Origin of the sequence: Paraburkholderia fungorum (assembly GCF_900099835.1) — a bacterium.
Taxonomy (GTDB): Bacteria; Pseudomonadota; Gammaproteobacteria; order Burkholderiales; family Burkholderiaceae; genus Paraburkholderia; species Paraburkholderia fungorum_A.
Genome location: NZ_FNKP01000001.1, coordinates 3,181,986 through 3,196,392, shown reverse-complemented (window position 1 = coordinate 3,196,392; position 14,407 = coordinate 3,181,986). Strand labels below are relative to the sequence as shown.

Below are 14,407 nucleotides of genomic sequence, written 5' to 3'. Positions count from 1 at the left end.
TAGTAAGGAGCAGGCCATCATGTTCAATGCAGTGATCCACGCGCCGTTCGGCAAGGTCGGCATTCGTCTCGAAGGCGAAGCGGTGCGCGAGATCGTCTATCTGCCGGACTCGATGGCGAGCGTCGCGCCCGACTCGCCGCTGGCGAAGCAGGCCGCCGCGCAGATCGAGCGATATTTCGAGCGGGCGTCCGCGACATTCGAGTTGCCGCTGGCGCCGGTCGGCACGGCATTCCAGCAGCGCGTGTGGCAGGCGATCTGCGATATTCCGCCGGGCGTCGTGCTGACCTACGGACAGGTGGCAAGGCAGCTCGGCAGCGCGCCGCGCGCGGTCGGTCAGGCGTGCGGCGCCAATTTTTTCCCGATTGTGATTCCCTGTCATCGCGTGGTGAGTTCGAGCGGCATCGGCGGATTCGCGCATCACGGCGATGACGGCTTTTTCCGCAACGTCAAGCGCTGGCTATTGGCGCACGAAGGCATTCCGTACGCATGAGCACGAGCATGGGCACGACCGATTCCCTGGCCGACGACACGAGCGTCGTCGCGTCTCCTCTTTATCTGGCAAGCGCCGCCTCGATCGATGCGTTCTGCGACGCGCTGTGGCTCGAGCACGGCCTGTCGCGCAACACGCTCGACGCGTATCGCCGCGACCTCCGGCTCTTTTGCGAATGGCTTGCGCAGACCCGCAATGCGTCGCTCGACACCGCCAGCGAAGCCGATCTCAACGCCTATGCCGCCGCGCGGCACGCCGACAAATCGACGTCGTCGAACCGGCGGCTCTCGGTGTTTCGCCGCTACTACGGTTGGGCGGTGCGCGAGCATCGCGCGCAGGCCGATCCGACGCTGCGCATCCGCTCGGCCAAACAGCCCATGCGTTTTCCGTCGACGTTATCGGAAGCGCAAGTCGAAGCGTTGCTCGGTGCGCCGGATATCTCCACGCCGCTGGGTCTGCGAGACCGGACGATGCTCGAGTTGATGTACGCGAGCGGCCTGCGGGTGACCGAACTCGTCACGCTGAAGACGGTGGAGGTCGGCCTGAACGAAGGCGTAGTGCGTGTGATGGGCAAGGGCGCGAAGGAGCGGCTGATTCCGTTCGGCGAAGAAGCGCACGGGTGGATCGAACGCTATCTGCGCGAGGCTCGCCCGGCGCTGCTCGGCGCGCGTTCGACCGATGCGCTGTTCGTGACGAGCCGCGCCGAGGGTATGACGCGTCAGCAGTTCTGGAACATCATCAAGCGACACGCGGTGGCCGCCGACGTGCATGCGCCGTTGTCGCCGCACACGTTGCGGCATGCGTTCGCGACGCATCTGCTGAATCACGGTGCCGACTTGCGCGTCGTGCAACTGCTGCTCGGTCACACCGATATTTCGACTACGCAGATTTACACGCATGTGGCGCGGGAGCGGCTGAAGTCGCTGCATGCGATGCATCATCCGCGAGGATGATGCGCGCACTTCCAGACGCAGGCTTCAGATAAATTCGCGCAGCCGGTGCTTGAGAATCTTTCCCGTCGACGCAGCCGGCAACGCGGCAAGCACCTTCAGTTCGGCGGGCCGCTTGTACGGTGCAAGCCGCTCGCCGCACCACGCGATCAACTCAGCAGGCGTGACCGTCGCCCCGGCGGTCAACTCGACGAACGCGAGCACTTCTTCGTTACCCTCGACCGCGCGCCCGATCACTGCCGATTGCACCACTTGCGGATGCGCGTTCAGCACATGTTCGACTTCGGCCGGATACACGTTGAACCCCGAGCGGATGATCAACTCCTTGCTACGCCCGACGATATGCAGCGCGCCGTCGGCATCCTGCCGCGCGAGGTCGCCGGTTTTCAGCCAGCCGTCTTCGGTTACGGCCGCGCGTGTCTGCTCAGGACTGCGGTAATAGCCGAGCATCACATTCGGACCGCGTACCCATAATTCGCCGATCTCGCCCGGCGCAGCTTCGACACCGTCGAGTCCGACAAACTTCACGTCGACGCCAGGAATCACTTCGCCGACCGAGCAATCGCTGCGCGGTGCGTCGAGCATCGTATGAGAAACCGTGGGACTGCTCTCGGTCATTCCGTAGCCGTTGTGCAGCGTCAGACCGTAGACGGATTCGACCTGCGCTTTCAGCGCGGCGTCGAGCGGCGAGCCGCCCGAGTACGCAAAGCGCAGCTGCGGCGCGGACCACGCGTGGCCGTGCGTCTGCAGATGTTCGAGCAGCTTGGCGTGCATGGCCGGCACGCCCTGGAAGATCGACACGCGTTCGTCTGCGAGCGCGCGGCGCACGGCTTCCGGCGAGAAGCGCGGCACCAGCCGCAAGGTCGCGCCCGCATGCAGGCTGCCCAGGCACACCGATGCAAAGCCGTACACGTGCGAGATGGGCAGCACCGCGTAGACGACATCGTCGGGACCGACTTTGCGCAGACGGCTCGACACGGCCGCGATGTACAGCAGATTGCGGTGCGACAGCATCACGCCTTTCGGCGCGCCGGTGGTGCCGGTGGTGTAGATGAGCGCGGCGCACTGGCGGTCGTTTGCGGCTTCGACTGGCTCGGCCTGCACGGCGTCGTCCACCGAATACGACCATGCGCCGATGTCCGGCGTGATGGCGGGCGCTTGAGTTGCCTGATGGCGTTGCGCGTGCTGCTGGGCATCGACGGAGCTTTCCACCGCATACGCGACCACGCGAGGTTGTGCGTGCGCCCGGATCGAATCGAGTTCGGCTGCGGAAAGCCGTGCGTTCGACACCAGCGCCCATGCATCGAGCCGCGCGGTCGCGAACAGCAACACGATCTGCACGATGCTGTTTTCCGCGACGATCATCACGCGATCGCCGCCGCGCACGCCCCATTCGCGCAGCAGCGCGGTGGCGGCGTCGACGGCTTGCAGCAGTTGCGCGCTGGTCAGGCGGCGCGCGTCCTCGATCAGCGCGACGTGTTGCGGATCGCGTGCGGCGGCGAATGCCGGAATGTCTGCGATGCGCGCGGGCAAGCCGGCCAGCAGCGCGGGGATGTCGATGGTGGAACGGGTTCGTGAATCAATATTCAATGCTGTCTCCTTGTCGACCCGAGTTAGCGCTTTAGCGCTTACTCGGGTCCCATGCCCCGGCGGTCGACCCCGAGTTAGCGCTTTAGCGCTTACTCGGGTCCCATGCCCCGGCGGTCGACCCAGAGTTAGCGCTTTAGCGCTTACTCGGGTCCTCTCCGGCTACGATTCGATACCGGCATACAGTGCGCCGGAAAATTTATCGAACGATCGTGCCACAAGCGCCCACCCCGCACAATTGGCCGTTCGGCAAATAGCCGTTGCGCAAACTCGCCATTACAATGCGCCGATGAGCAAATCCAGACACGTCTCCGAAACGCCCGCCACGCAGTTCCTGCGCCGTCACGGCGTCACTTTCGGAGAGCATCCTTACGAGTATGTCGAGCACGGCGGCACCGGGGAATCGGCGCGCCAGCTCGGCGTGGACGAACATCATGTGGTCAAGACCCTCGTGATGGAAGACGAGCACGCCAAGCCGTTAATCGTGCTGATGCACGGCGACCGTACCGTCAGCACCAAGAACCTCGCGCGGCAGATCGGCGCGAAACGCGTCGAGCCGTGCAAGCCCGAGGTCGCGAACCGACACTCAGGGTATCTGATCGGCGGCACCTCGCCGTTCGGCACGCGCAAGCAAATGCCGGTGTATGTCGAGTCGACCATTCTGGAGATGGACAAGATCTGGCTGAACGGCGGGCGGCGCGGCTTTCTGGTCAGCATCGAGCCGAAGGTGCTGACCGACCTGCTGGCAGCGAAGGCGGTTCAGTGCGCGAGCGTCGATTGACGTTTGTCTGAATGTTTTCCGGGCGCGCACGTTGGGTAGAATGTGCGCCGCTTTGCGCCCTGTTGTCTGTCGGCGTTTCCTTTGCGGTCGACGTGTCGGGTTTCTCCGAACGTCGGACCGCCGATCCTTATAAGAGTCCCCAGATGCAAAACCTGATCGTTGCTGTCGTTGCCTACCTGATCGGTTCGATTTCGTTCGCCGTCGTCGTAAGCGCCGCGATGGGCCTCGACGACCCGCGCTCGTACGGCTCGGGCAACCCCGGCGCCACCAACGTGCTGCGCAGCGGCAGCAAGAAAGCGGCGATCCTGACGCTGCTCGGCGACGCGTTCAAAGGCTGGCTGCCCGTGTGGTTCGTCGTGCACTTCGGCGCGCGTTACGGGCTCGACGACACGTCGGTCGCGATTGCGGCGATCGCGGTGTTTCTGGGCCACCTGTACCCGATTTTCTTCCGCTTCAAGGGCGGCAAGGGCGTGGCGACCGCGGCGGGCGTGCTGCTCGCGATTAACCCGATTCTCGGCGTCGCTACGTTGCTGACCTGGCTGATCGTCGCGTTCTTCACGCGTTATTCGTCGCTGGCCGCGCTGGCTGCCGCCGTGTTCGCGCCGATTTTCGATGCCTTTCTGTTTGGTCCGCACATCATCGCGCTGGCTATCGTGGCGATGAGTTCGCTGCTCGTTTGGCGCCATCGCGGCAACATTGCAAAGCTGGCGCGCGGGCAGGAAAGCCGGATCGGCGATAAAAAGAAGGCGAGCGCCCCAGCGGCAGGCAACGATCTGTGACGGTAGAGGGGCGCCGCGCGCCCCTCGTTGTCAGTTGCAGATACAGCAGAACTCGCAGACTCAGTCGCGGAAGTTATTGAAGTCGAGCGGCGTATCGGTCACGTCCTTGCGCAGCATCGCGATCACGCTTTGCAGATCGTCTCGCTTGCCGCCGGTAATCCGCACCGCGTCGCCCTGAATGCTCGCCTGGACCTTGATCTTGCTGTCCTTCACGAGGCGCACGATTTTCTTCGACAGATCGCCGGACACGCCTTTCTTGATCTTGATGACCTGCTTGACCTTGTCGCCGCCGATCTTCTCGATCTTGCCGTAGTCGAGGAAGCGCACGTCCACGTTGCGCTTGGCCATTTTCGACAGCAGCACGTCCTTTACCTGACCGAGCTTGAAATCGTCGTCCGCGTATGCGGTGATTTCGCTTTCCTTGTGCTCGACGCGCGCGTCCGACCCTTTGAAGTCGAAGCGCGTTGAGATTTCCTTGTTGGACTGTTCGATCGCATTCTTGACTTCGATCATGTCTGCTTCGCAGACGACGTCAAACGATGGCATTGCATTCTCCCAATAGTGCTGCGATGCGTGAGGCGGCCGGTCGGCTGCTCACGGGGCACTCGCTATAATCACGGACCGGACGTCATTTTACCGACGCCACTCCCTTTTGCCCAAGACCGCCGCGCAATGCCGCGCGGGCGAGGGCTGACCTGGCCTCGTTCGTGGTCTCTTTCGTCGTTTCATTGCTCTTATTCCGATGTCCCAATCCGATTCCGCCGCGTTCATTGCCGGCTATCCGCTGAAGGCGCACAACACCTTCGGCTTCGATGTCCGTGCGCAGTTTGCGTGCCGGATCGAACGCGAAGAGCAATTGATGGTCGCCGTGCGCGATCCGCGCGCCGCCGGCCTGCCGCGCCTCGTGCTGGGCGGCGGCAGCAATGTCGTGCTGACCGGCGACTTCGGCGGGCTGGTGCTGCTGATGGCGATGCGCGGCCGCGAGGTCGTACGCGAGGACGACGACGCGTGGTACGTCGAGGCAGCCGGCGGCGAGCCGTGGCACGAGTTCGTCGCGTGGACTTTGTCGCAGGGCATGCCCGGCCTGGAAAACCTTGCGCTGATCCCCGGAACGGTCGGCGCCGCGCCGATCCAGAATATCGGCGCATATGGGCTGGAAATGTGCGAGCGGTTCGCGTCGCTGCGGGCCGTGGAGCTGGCCACCGGCGAGGTCGTCGAACTCGACGCGCAGGCTTGCCAGTTCGGTTACCGCGACAGTTTCTTCAAGCGGGAAGGGCGCGAGCGCTTTGTGATCACGTCAGTGACGTTCCGCTTGCCAAAGGCCTGGCAGCCACGCGCCGGGTATGCGGATCTGGCGCGAGCACTGACGGCAGGCGCTTCAGCCTCTGCTGCGCCGGGTTCAGATGACGCGCTGCCGACCGCGCAGGCTATTTTCGATGCGGTGGTAGCCGTGCGTCGCGCGAAGTTGCCTGATCCGCTGGAGCTTGGCAATGCCGGGAGTTTCTTCAAAAACCCGGTCGTGGATGCAGCGCAGTTTGACGCGCTGAAGCTCCGGGAGCCGGAGGTCGTGTCTTATCCTCAGCCCGACGGCCGGGTAAAGCTTGCGGCGGGCTGGTTGATCGACCGGTGCGGTTGGAAAGGCCGTGCGATGGGCGCGGCGGCGGTGCATGAGCGCCAGGCGCTGGTGCTGGTGAACCGCGGCGGCGCGAGCGGCGCGGAGGTTTTGGCGCTTGCGAAAGCGGTCCAGCGCGATGTGCTGGCGCGATTTGGGGTCGAGCTGGAAGCCGAGCCGGTCTGTTTGTGAGTTGCAGCGCGGGCGGCGTGGAATGAACCGGCGGCGCGTGCGGGGCTTCGAGCTTGGGTGTCAACTTCCTTCCGCATCTCGCCTGGTGACGCCGTGATGTGCGTTCCGAATACAAGAGGCACGAAATCGGTGCCAACGGGCGCTGCGACGCCCAGTGGTCGTTCTGATCCTTGTTGTCGCTAACAACGGGAGCATGCTGACTCAGCGCTCCTGCATCGGCATGCAGCCGCCCGCTCCTGAGCAGACATTTGTGCGCCGGCAATGAAAAAGGCGCCGGGAGTTTCCTCCCGGCGCCTTTTTCACGTTGTCGTTCGAGATCAGCCGCGCAAAGTTAGCCCAATCTCAAACCAACTTCTTTAGTCACGCTGACGGCGTGCGTTCTCAGCAATCCGCATACGCAGCGCGTTCAGCTTGATGAACCCGCCAGCGTCAGCCTGGTTGTAAGCGCCGCCGTCGTCGTCGAACGTAGCGATCGTCTTGTCGAACAGCGTTTCCTTCGAATCACGCGCCACGACCGACACGCTGCCCTTGTACAGCTTCACACGCACCCAGCCGTTGACCTTTTCTTGCGTGTGGTCGATCAGCACCTGAATCGCGCGACGCTCCGGGCTCCACCAGTAGCCGTTGTAAATCAGCGACGCGTAGCGGGCCATCAGGTCGTCCTTCAGGTGAGCCACTTCACGGTCGAGCGTGATCGACTCGATGCCGCGGTGCGCCTTCAGCATGATCGTGCCGCCCGGCGTTTCATAGCAGCCACGCGACTTCATGCCGACGTAACGGTTTTCGACCAGATCCAGACGGCCAATGCCGTGCTTGCCGCCCAAACGGTTCAGTTCGGTCAGCATTTCAGCCGCCGACAGACGCTTGCCGTTGATCGCAACCGGGTCGCCGTGTTCGTACTCGATGTCGAGGTATTCGGCCTGGTCCGGCGCCTGTTCCGGCGACACGGTCCAACGCCACATATCGGCTTCGGCCTCGGCCTTCGGGTCTTCCAGGTGACGGCCTTCGAACGAGATGTGTAGCAGGTTCGCGTCCATCGAATACGGCGCGCCGCCTTGCTTGTGCTTCATTTCGATAGGAATGCCGGCCTTTTCTGCGTACGCGAGCAGTTTTTCGCGCGACAGCAGGTCCCATTCGCGCCACGGTGCGATCACCTTGATGCCGGGTTCCAGCGCGTAGTAGCCGAGTTCGAAGCGAACCTGGTCGTTACCCTTGCCGGTTGCGCCGTGCGACACCGCTTGCGCGCCGGTTGCGCGGGCGATTTCGATCTGGCGCTTCGCGATCAGCGGACGCGCGATCGACGTGCCCAGCAGGTATTCGCCTTCGTAAATCGTGTTCGCGCGGAACATCGGGAACACGTAGTCGCGCACGAATTCTTCGCGCAGGTCTTCGATGAAAATGTTTTCCTGCTTGATGCCGAGTTGCAGGGCTTTCTTGCGCGCCGGCTCCAGCTCTTCGCCCTGGCCGATGTCGGCCGTGAACGTGACGACTTCGGCGTCGTAGTTGTCCTGCAACCACTTCAGGATGACGGAGGTGTCGAGGCCGCCCGAATAGGCGAGCACGACTTTCTTGATATCGCTCATGGTGAACTCGTAGCTGGAAAAAGCGGGAAAACAGGCGCACCGGCGGGTCCGGAGCGCGGAAAAACGCTATTTTGACACTAAACCGCCGGGTGCCCGCGTTTTTGGGACAGTGCGGTGATGCAAGCCGGGTTCACTGGCAACCGTGGACTCCGGCTCGCTGCATGGCGCTGACGTGGATGCTTGCCTCGTAACCAAGGCCCCGTCGCGCTTCACGCAGGTGCTGGAAGGGCTCGCTCAGTGATTCAGCTTGCCGAGCAGCAGGAATTCCAACAACGCCTTTTGCACGTGCAGACGGTTTTCCGCTTCGTCCCACACGACGCTCTGCGGACCGTCGATCACTTCAGCGCTGACTTCCTCGCCGCGATGGGCGGGCAGGCAGTGCATGAAGAGCGCGTCGGAATTGGCACGCGCCATCATGTCGGCGTCGACGCACCAGTCGGCGAAGGCTTTCTTGCGTGCTTCGTTTTCGGCTTCGAAGCCCATGCTGGTCCAGACGTCCGTCGTGACGAGGTCGGCGCCCGCGCAGGCCTCGTTCGGATCGTCGAACTCTTCGTAGAACGGCGCGCTTTCGGCGGCGACCATCGCGCGGTCGAGCTTGTAGCCCGGGGGCGTGGACAGGCGCAGTTTGAAGCCGAGAATTTGCGCAGCTTCGATCCACGTGTACAGCATGTTGTTGGCGTCGCCGACCCACGCGACCGTTTTGCCGCGAATCGGGCCGCGATGTTCGAAGAACGTGAAGATGTCCGCGAGCACCTGGCAGGGATGATATTCGTTGGTCAGCCCGTTAATGACCGGCACGCGCGAGTTCTCGGCGAAGCGCTCGATGATGTCCTGCCCATACGTGCGGATCATGATGATGTCGACCATGCGCGAAATGACTTGCGCAGCGTCTTCGATCGGTTCGCCGCGGCCGAGTTGCGTGTCGCGCGTGCTCATGAAGACGGCGTGACCGCCGAGCTGGAAGATGCCGGCTTCGAACGACAGGCGCGTGCGAGTCGAATTTTTCTCGAAGATCATCGCCAGCGTGCGGTCGTGCAGCGGGTGGTAGGTCTCGTAGTTTTTAAACTTGCGCTTGAGAATGCGTGCTCGTTCCAGCACGTATTCGTAGTCTTCCAGCGAGAAATCCTTGAACTGCAGATAGTGGCGAATTTTCTTGGCGGTCATGAAACAAATACGGCGGTCTCACCCGGCAGGATTGCCGGACGGCGCCGCCGTCGTTTGTGGTAACTCAATGCAGCATAAAGGATTTTGCCCCGTTTGACGAGTCGGCCAAAAGGCCGGGTAAGCAGGGTGAAAGCCTCGGAAGTGTGTCGGCCGGGGCTTGTGTGCGCTGCGGAAAAGGGTCCGCTGCGCTATAATCTGCCGGTTATCTCAAAGCCCGGCAGGCAGCTATTTTGCTTGCGGGACACGGCTCGCGCGGTTCGGAAAGTCTGCTCGCGGTGCGCCGTCATGACAAACGCCGGGGCGGCGTTCCGCTGGCCTCGGGCGGTTTCTGGCGGCACGATTCGCCATCGTGGCGTATGCGGCGAGTTCAGGCAGTTGAACCGGCTTGCCGCCGGCTTTGCCGTCATCCGCTGGGCAGTCACACAGGTATTCCTACATGGCCGAAGCACCAACCGAATATTTCATTCAGGGCATCACGTCGAAAGGAAAAAAGTTTCGGCCGAGCGACTGGTCGGAGCGGCTCGCGGGCGTGATGGCGTGTTTTGGTCCCGGTGCGAGAAAGGGGCCGAACGCCTACATGCAGTATTCGTTGTACGTGCGGCCCACCATGATCGGCGACCTGAAGTGTGTGATCCTCGATTCGCGCCTGCGCGACATCGAGCCCATGGCTTTCGATTTCGTCCTCAATTTTGCAAAGGACAACGACCTCGTCGTAACCGAGGCGTGTGAGCTGGAGCTCGAGCACGTCGCGCCGCGGGAAAAGAGGCATGTGATCTAAACCGGGTCCGCCCGGTTGGATCTGTAAAAGCAAAAACCCGCCAGAAGCGGGTTTTTTTGTGCCCGGAGCGAGGGCTCCAGGCGGGCGGTCTGTTGAGCCGCAATCCGCTGGTCTCGTGGACCAGGCGGGCGCAAAGTCCCAAGCAAAAAAGCCCGCCGAGGCGGGCCTTTCTGTGCAGCGGAAACAGGAGTTAGCCCACCGAAGCGGGCCGACCGGAATTACTGAGCTGCGGCCGCTTGCAGACCCTTGATGGCTGCAGCGAGGCGGCTCTTATGGCGAGCTGCCTTGTTCTTGTGAACGATGTTCTTGTCGGCAATGATGTCGATGGTCTTCGACGATGCCTGGAAGATTTCAGCGGCCTTAGCCTTGTCGCCGGCGTCGATCGCCTTGCGAACAGCCTTGATAGCCGTGCGGAACTTCGAGCGCAGTGCCGAGTTGTGCGAGTTTGCCTTGGCGGCCTGGCGGGCGCGCTTGCGTGCTTGTGCGGAGTTTGCCATGACGGTTCCTTATCCTGTTCCTGTTTCCAGTACCTGACCTTCAAGTGGTGAGGTGCTGCTTTTAGATCCGAACTCTTGGAAGCGATTGCCCAAGAGCGCAAAAAGTGTCGAAAAATCGATCGAACTACGCGAAGGCGGGCTCGGATTTTCTTGGTGCCGGACGGTATTTAGCGGGGGGCGTGGTGCCAACCCGCGGTGTCCGCGATGTCATAAAACACCGCCCGAAAATTGAGCGAGCTCTTCGAAGCCGACGATTATAGCAACAAAATCAGGCACGTGGCAACGGGAAAGCTTGATGACCGCTCCGTCGCCCGTGTAGCGCGAGGTCCAGCGACGTGCAAGAGGAGTGGGGAGCCGCTGTGGTGCGGGCGAGGCGCTGATCATGCCCCCAAGCACTGGTTGGGTTGGTACGCTTGCCGAGGCAATCCCCGAAAAGCCGCGAAAAACGGCGTAGACCGTAAATCCAATCGAACGTCTGTGCAGCAAATCGGTCCGAATCGCGTCCCGGCTCGTCGTCCGCACTTGCGGCACCCGTATAATAAGCGCCCCATGAATCTACTCCGAGCCTTGCTGACGGTCAGCGGCTTCACGCTGCTGTCGCGCGTGACCGGACTGGCCCGCGAAACGCTGATCGCTCGTGCGTTCGGCGCCAGTCAATTTACTGACGCGTTCTACGTCGCCTTCCGTATTCCCAATCTGCTGCGCCGTATTTCCGCCGAGGGCGCGTTCTCGCAGGCCTTCGTGCCGATCCTCGCCGAGTTCAAGAACCAGCAGGGTCATGACGCCACCAAGGCACTCGTCGACGCCACCTCGACCGTGCTGGCCTGGGCGCTGGCCGTGCTGTCGGTGATCGGCGTGCTGGGCGCGTCCGGCGTGGTGTTCATCGTGGCCTCGGGGCTCGCGCATGAAGGCCACGCGTACGCGCTCGCCGTCACGATGACGCGCATCATGTTCCCGTACATCATTTTCATTTCGCTGACGTCGCTGGCGTCGAGCGTGCTGAATACGTACAAGAGCTTCTCGTTGCCCGCGTTCGCGCCGGTGCTGCTGAACGTGGCGTTCATCCTCGCTGCGGTGTTCGTCGCGCCGCGTCTGCAAACGCCGGTCTACGCGCTCGCGTGGGCGGTGATCGTCGGCGGGCTGTTGCAGTTTCTGGTGCAGTTGCCGGGGCTGAAGAAGATCGACATGGTGCCGCGCATCGGCTGGAATCCCTTGCGGGCGCTCGCGCATCGCGGCGTCAAGCGGGTGCTGTCGAAGATGGTGCCGGCCATGTTCGCCGTGTCGGTTGCGCAGATCAGCCTGATCATCAACACGAATATCGCGTCGCGCATCGGCCCCGGCGCGGTCTCGTGGATCAACTACGCCGACCGTCTGATGGAATTCCCGACCGCGCTGCTTGGTGTCGCGCTCGGTACGATCCTGCTGCCGAGTCTGGCCAAGGCGCACGTCGACGCCGATCCGCACGAATATTCGTCGCTGCTCGACTGGGGGCTGCGGGTGACGTTCCTGCTGGCCGCGCCGAGCGCGGTCGCGCTGTTCTTCTTTGCCGAGCCGCTGACGGCCGTGCTGTTCCACTACGGCAAATTCGACGGCCATTCGGTCGTGATGGTGAGCCGCGCGCTGGCCGCCTACGGCGTCGGGCTGATCGGCCTGATCCTGATCAAGATTCTCGCGCCGGGCTTCTACGCGAAGCAGGACATCAAGACGCCGGTGAAGATCGGCATCGGCGTGCTGATCGTGACGCAGTTGAGCAACTACGCGTTCGTGCCGATGTTCGCGCACGCGGGCTTGACGCTGAGCGTCGGGCTCGGCGCTTGCGTCAACGCGTTGCTGCTGTTTCTCGGTCTGCGCAAGCGCGGCATCTATATGCCGTCGAATGGCTGGCTGAAATTCTTCGTGCAGTTGCTGGGCGCCTGTCTGGTGCTGGCGGGCGTGATGAGGTGGCTGGCAATCAGTTTTGACTGGATCGCCATGCACGATCAGCCGCTCAACCGGATCGTGCTGCTGGGCGCGTGCCTCGTGCTGTTCGCCGCGCTATATTTCGGTATGCTTTGGCTGATGGGCTTCAAGTACGCGTATTTCAAAAGGCGAGTGAAGTGATCACGATGACGCGAGTTCTCGACTATTTCAGCACGCTCGTGGCCGAAGACGAAAGTCTGCCGTTGACCGAAGCGGCGCTTTCGCTCGCACAGGACGCTTATCCCGATCTCGATCTGCAAGCCACGCTGGCCGAGATCGACGAACTCGTGCTGCGCCTCCAGCGACGCATCCCGGAGAACGCCGACCCTAGGCAAAAGATCGGCATTCTGAACCGGTTCTTCTTCCGCGAGCTGGGTTTTGCCAGCAATCTCAACGATTATTTCGACCCCGACAACAGTCATCTGAATGTCGTGCTCAAGCGTCGTCGCGGCATTCCGATTTCGCTGGCGGTGTTGTACTTGGAGATGGCCGAGCAGATCGGCATTCCGGTGCGCGGCGTCTCGTTCCCCGGGCATTTCCTGTTGCGCGTCACGACGCCCGACGGCGACGTGATGCTCGACCCGATCAACGGTCATTCGCTGTCCGAGTCGGAGATGGTCGACATGCTGGAGCCTTATGTGGCGTCGGCGGGGGAGTCGGTGAGCAGGGCGCTGCGGATGCTGCTGCAACCGGCCACGAGTCGCGAAATCCTCACGCGGATGTTGGGCAACCTCAAGGCGACTTATCTCGAGACTGAACGGTGGCAGCGCCTGCTGGCTGTTCAGCAGCGTCTGGTGATTCTGTTGCCCGACAATATCGAAGAAGTGCGCGATCGTGGTTTTGCGTATGCGCGGCTCGATTATCTGCGGCCCGCGCTCGAAGACCTCGAAAACTATCTCGGCGACCGCCCCGATGCGGAAGACGCAATGGTGGTGGAGTCGCAATTGCACGAGTTGCGTCAGCGGACCCAGCAGGACGATCGCGACTAGTCGCGCGAGGCTTTCGACGCGCAAGGCCGCGTACGCACCAAAATGAAACGCCTGCTCATGATCGATTCATGAGCAGGCGTTTTTGCATTGGCGCGTTATGAGCCGAGCTGAGCGGGCACGGCAATTACTTTGGCTGCATCCGTATCGCCCCGTCCAGACGAATCACTTCGCCGTTCAGCATCGGGTTGTCGAAAATCTGCTTGGCCAGCATCGCGTATTCGGCTGGTTTGCCCAGGCGCGGCGGGAACGGCACCATTGCCCCGAGCGCGTCCTGCACTTCTTGCGGCATGCCGAGCAGCATCGGCGTTTCGAAGATGCCAGGGGCAATCGTCATCACGCGGATCGCGTTGCGCGAAAGGTCGCGTGCAATCGGCAGCGTCATGCCGACCACGCCGCCTTTGGATGCCGCGTAGGCGGCCTGGCCGATCTGCCCGTCATAGGCCGCCACCGACGCCGTGTTGACGATCACGCCGCGCTCGCCGTTCGCATTCGGCTCGTTCTTCGACATGGCCGCGGCGGCGAGCCGGATCATGTTGAAGGTGCCGATCAGATTGATCGAGATGGTGCGCACGAACGAGTCGAGCGGATGCGGGCCGTCTTTGCCGACCGTCTTGACCGCGGGCGCAATGCCCGCGCAATTGATCAGCCCGCGCAGTGTGCCGAGCTTGATGGCGGCTTCCACGGCTTGGGTCGCGTCGTCTTCGCGGCTCACGTCGCATTTGACGAACACGCCACCGAGTTCCTTCGCGAGCGCCTCGCCGGCGTCCTGATTCAGGTCGGCCAGCACCACCTTGCCGCCGTTCTCGACGAACAGGCGAGCTGTGGCGGCGCCGAGACCCGATGCACCGCCGGTGATCAGGAACACATTGTCACGAATCTCCATCTCTTCTCCTTTGCTACGGTTGTTCAGTCGTGGCCAGATCGAATATTTTTTCGATAGTCGATTGTAGCGGCTGTGTTGCGATGCAGAAAGCGAGCGATCGGAGCGCGGAATTCGGAGCGCTGCCGATACGGAGGTCTAATTAAAGTTGAGCTTATGGCGTCAA

15 protein-coding genes are annotated in these 14,407 nt (G+C 62.4%); 8 read left to right on the top strand and 7 right to left on the bottom strand.

Annotated elements, in window-relative coordinates; all coding sequences use genetic code 11:
* The first annotated feature begins 19 nt into the window (after positions 1–19).
* The gene (locus tag BLS41_RS14125; RefSeq protein ID WP_074765461.1) at positions 20–490 is read left to right on the top strand and encodes a methylated-DNA--[protein]-cysteine S-methyltransferase; all 471 of its coding nucleotides are present in this window, start codon (positions 20–22) and stop codon (positions 488–490) included.
* Positions 487–1,443, top strand: a complete 957-nt coding sequence (xerD, locus tag BLS41_RS14120; RefSeq protein WP_074765458.1) for a site-specific tyrosine recombinase XerD — start codon at positions 487–489, stop codon at positions 1,441–1,443. Before BLS41_RS14125 ends, xerD begins: the two co-directional genes overlap by 4 nt.
* A 24-nt stretch (positions 1,444–1,467) precedes the next feature.
* On the opposite strand, the gene BLS41_RS14115 is transcribed toward xerD, so the two are convergent.
* Positions 1,468–3,030 (bottom strand): class I adenylate-forming enzyme family protein, encoded by a 1,563-nt coding sequence (locus tag BLS41_RS14115; RefSeq protein ID WP_074765455.1) that lies wholly within the window; start codon positions 3,028–3,030, stop codon positions 1,468–1,470.
* A 286-nt stretch (positions 3,031–3,316) separates the two neighbouring features.
* Between BLS41_RS14115 and ybaK the strand changes: the two genes are divergently transcribed.
* Both ybaK and plsY read left to right on the top strand, forming a co-directional pair.
* Positions 3,317–3,808, top strand: coding sequence for a Cys-tRNA(Pro) deacylase (gene ybaK, locus BLS41_RS14110; RefSeq protein WP_074765453.1), 492 nt, complete (start codon positions 3,317–3,319; stop codon positions 3,806–3,808).
* 143 nt (positions 3,809–3,951) lie between these two features.
* Entirely contained in the window at positions 3,952–4,587 is a 636-nt protein-coding gene (plsY, locus tag BLS41_RS14105; protein ID WP_074765451.1) for a glycerol-3-phosphate 1-O-acyltransferase PlsY, read from the top strand.
* A 60-nt stretch (positions 4,588–4,647) separates the two neighbouring features.
* Here the strand turns inward: plsY and BLS41_RS14100 are convergent, their stop codons facing one another.
* Together BLS41_RS14100 and BLS41_RS39030 are read right to left on the bottom strand one after the other, a co-directional pair.
* Positions 4,648–5,133 (bottom strand): YajQ family cyclic di-GMP-binding protein, encoded by a 486-nt coding sequence (locus tag BLS41_RS14100; protein WP_028197943.1) that lies wholly within the window; start codon positions 5,131–5,133, stop codon positions 4,648–4,650.
* Between the two features lie 82 nt (positions 5,134–5,215).
* On the bottom strand, positions 5,216–5,443 hold the full coding sequence (locus BLS41_RS39030; protein WP_171910175.1) for a hypothetical protein: 228 nt from the start codon (positions 5,441–5,443) through the stop codon (positions 5,216–5,218).
* On the opposite strand from BLS41_RS39030, the gene murB reads away from it, so the two are divergent.
* The gene (gene murB, locus BLS41_RS14095; protein WP_253189680.1) at positions 5,357–6,391 is read left to right on the top strand and encodes a UDP-N-acetylmuramate dehydrogenase; all 1,035 of its coding nucleotides are present in this window, start codon (positions 5,357–5,359) and stop codon (positions 6,389–6,391) included. The two genes, BLS41_RS39030 and murB, sit on opposite strands and share 87 nt — an antisense overlap.
* A 356-nt stretch (positions 6,392–6,747) precedes the next feature.
* On the opposite strand, the gene BLS41_RS14090 is transcribed toward murB, so the two are convergent.
* On the bottom strand, positions 6,748–7,974 hold the full coding sequence (locus tag BLS41_RS14090; RefSeq protein WP_074765447.1) for an argininosuccinate synthase: 1,227 nt from the start codon (positions 7,972–7,974) through the stop codon (positions 6,748–6,750).
* Positions 7,975–8,208: 234 nt separating this feature from the next.
* Positions 8,209–9,138, bottom strand: coding sequence for an ornithine carbamoyltransferase (gene argF, locus BLS41_RS14085; RefSeq protein WP_074765444.1), 930 nt, complete (start codon positions 9,136–9,138; stop codon positions 8,209–8,211).
* Between the two features lie 436 nt (positions 9,139–9,574).
* On the opposite strand from argF, the gene BLS41_RS14080 reads away from it, so the two are divergent.
* A complete protein-coding gene (locus tag BLS41_RS14080; protein ID WP_074765442.1) occupies positions 9,575–9,916 on the top strand; it encodes a DUF3579 domain-containing protein in 342 nt (113 codons plus the stop codon).
* A gap of 218 nt (positions 9,917–10,134) precedes the next feature.
* Here BLS41_RS14080 and rpsT read toward each other — a convergent pair whose 3' ends face one another.
* Positions 10,135–10,413 (bottom strand): 30S ribosomal protein S20, encoded by a 279-nt coding sequence (gene rpsT, locus BLS41_RS14075; RefSeq protein ID WP_074765441.1) that lies wholly within the window; start codon positions 10,411–10,413, stop codon positions 10,135–10,137.
* Between the two features lie 549 nt (positions 10,414–10,962).
* Between rpsT and murJ the strand changes: the two genes are divergently transcribed.
* On the top strand, positions 10,963–12,513 hold the full coding sequence (murJ, locus tag BLS41_RS14070) for a murein biosynthesis integral membrane protein MurJ (protein WP_074765439.1): 1,551 nt from the start codon (positions 10,963–10,965) through the stop codon (positions 12,511–12,513).
* A 5-nt stretch (positions 12,514–12,518) separates the two neighbouring features.
* Positions 12,519–13,361, top strand: a complete 843-nt coding sequence (locus tag BLS41_RS14065; protein ID WP_074766540.1) for a SirB1 family protein — start codon at positions 12,519–12,521, stop codon at positions 13,359–13,361.
* Positions 13,362–13,485: 124 nt separating this feature from the next.
* Here BLS41_RS14065 and BLS41_RS14060 read toward each other — a convergent pair whose 3' ends face one another.
* Positions 13,486–14,244 carry a 3-hydroxyacyl-CoA dehydrogenase gene (locus tag BLS41_RS14060; RefSeq protein WP_074765437.1) on the bottom strand — a complete coding sequence of 253 codons (759 nt, stop codon included), beginning with the start codon at positions 14,242–14,244 and terminating at the stop codon, positions 13,486–13,488.
* Positions 14,245–14,407: the final 163 nt, after the last annotated feature.

Coding starts and splice junctions, on each gene's coding strand:
- rpsT (WP_074765441.1), bottom strand. CDS start 10,413: ATGGCAAACTCCGCACAAGCACGCAAGCGCGCCCGCCAGGCCGCCAAG.
- BLS41_RS14080 (WP_074765442.1), top strand. CDS start 9,575: ATGGCCGAAGCACCAACCGAATATTTCATTCAGGGCATCACGTCGAAA.
- murJ (WP_074765439.1), top strand. CDS start 10,963: ATGAATCTACTCCGAGCCTTGCTGACGGTCAGCGGCTTCACGCTGCTG.
- BLS41_RS14065 (WP_074766540.1), top strand. CDS start 12,519: ATGACGCGAGTTCTCGACTATTTCAGCACGCTCGTGGCCGAAGACGAA.
- BLS41_RS14060 (WP_074765437.1), bottom strand. CDS start 14,244: ATGGAGATTCGTGACAATGTGTTCCTGATCACCGGCGGTGCATCGGGT.
- BLS41_RS14090 (WP_074765447.1), bottom strand. CDS start 7,974: ATGAGCGATATCAAGAAAGTCGTGCTCGCCTATTCGGGCGGCCTCGAC.
- plsY (WP_074765451.1), top strand. CDS start 3,952: ATGCAAAACCTGATCGTTGCTGTCGTTGCCTACCTGATCGGTTCGATT.
- ybaK (WP_074765453.1), top strand. CDS start 3,317: ATGAGCAAATCCAGACACGTCTCCGAAACGCCCGCCACGCAGTTCCTG.
- xerD (WP_074765458.1), top strand. CDS start 487: ATGAGCACGAGCATGGGCACGACCGATTCCCTGGCCGACGACACGAGC.
- BLS41_RS14100 (WP_028197943.1), bottom strand. CDS start 5,133: ATGCCATCGTTTGACGTCGTCTGCGAAGCAGACATGATCGAAGTCAAG.
- argF (WP_074765444.1), bottom strand. CDS start 9,138: ATGACCGCCAAGAAAATTCGCCACTATCTGCAGTTCAAGGATTTCTCG.
- BLS41_RS14125 (WP_074765461.1), top strand. CDS start 20: ATGTTCAATGCAGTGATCCACGCGCCGTTCGGCAAGGTCGGCATTCGT.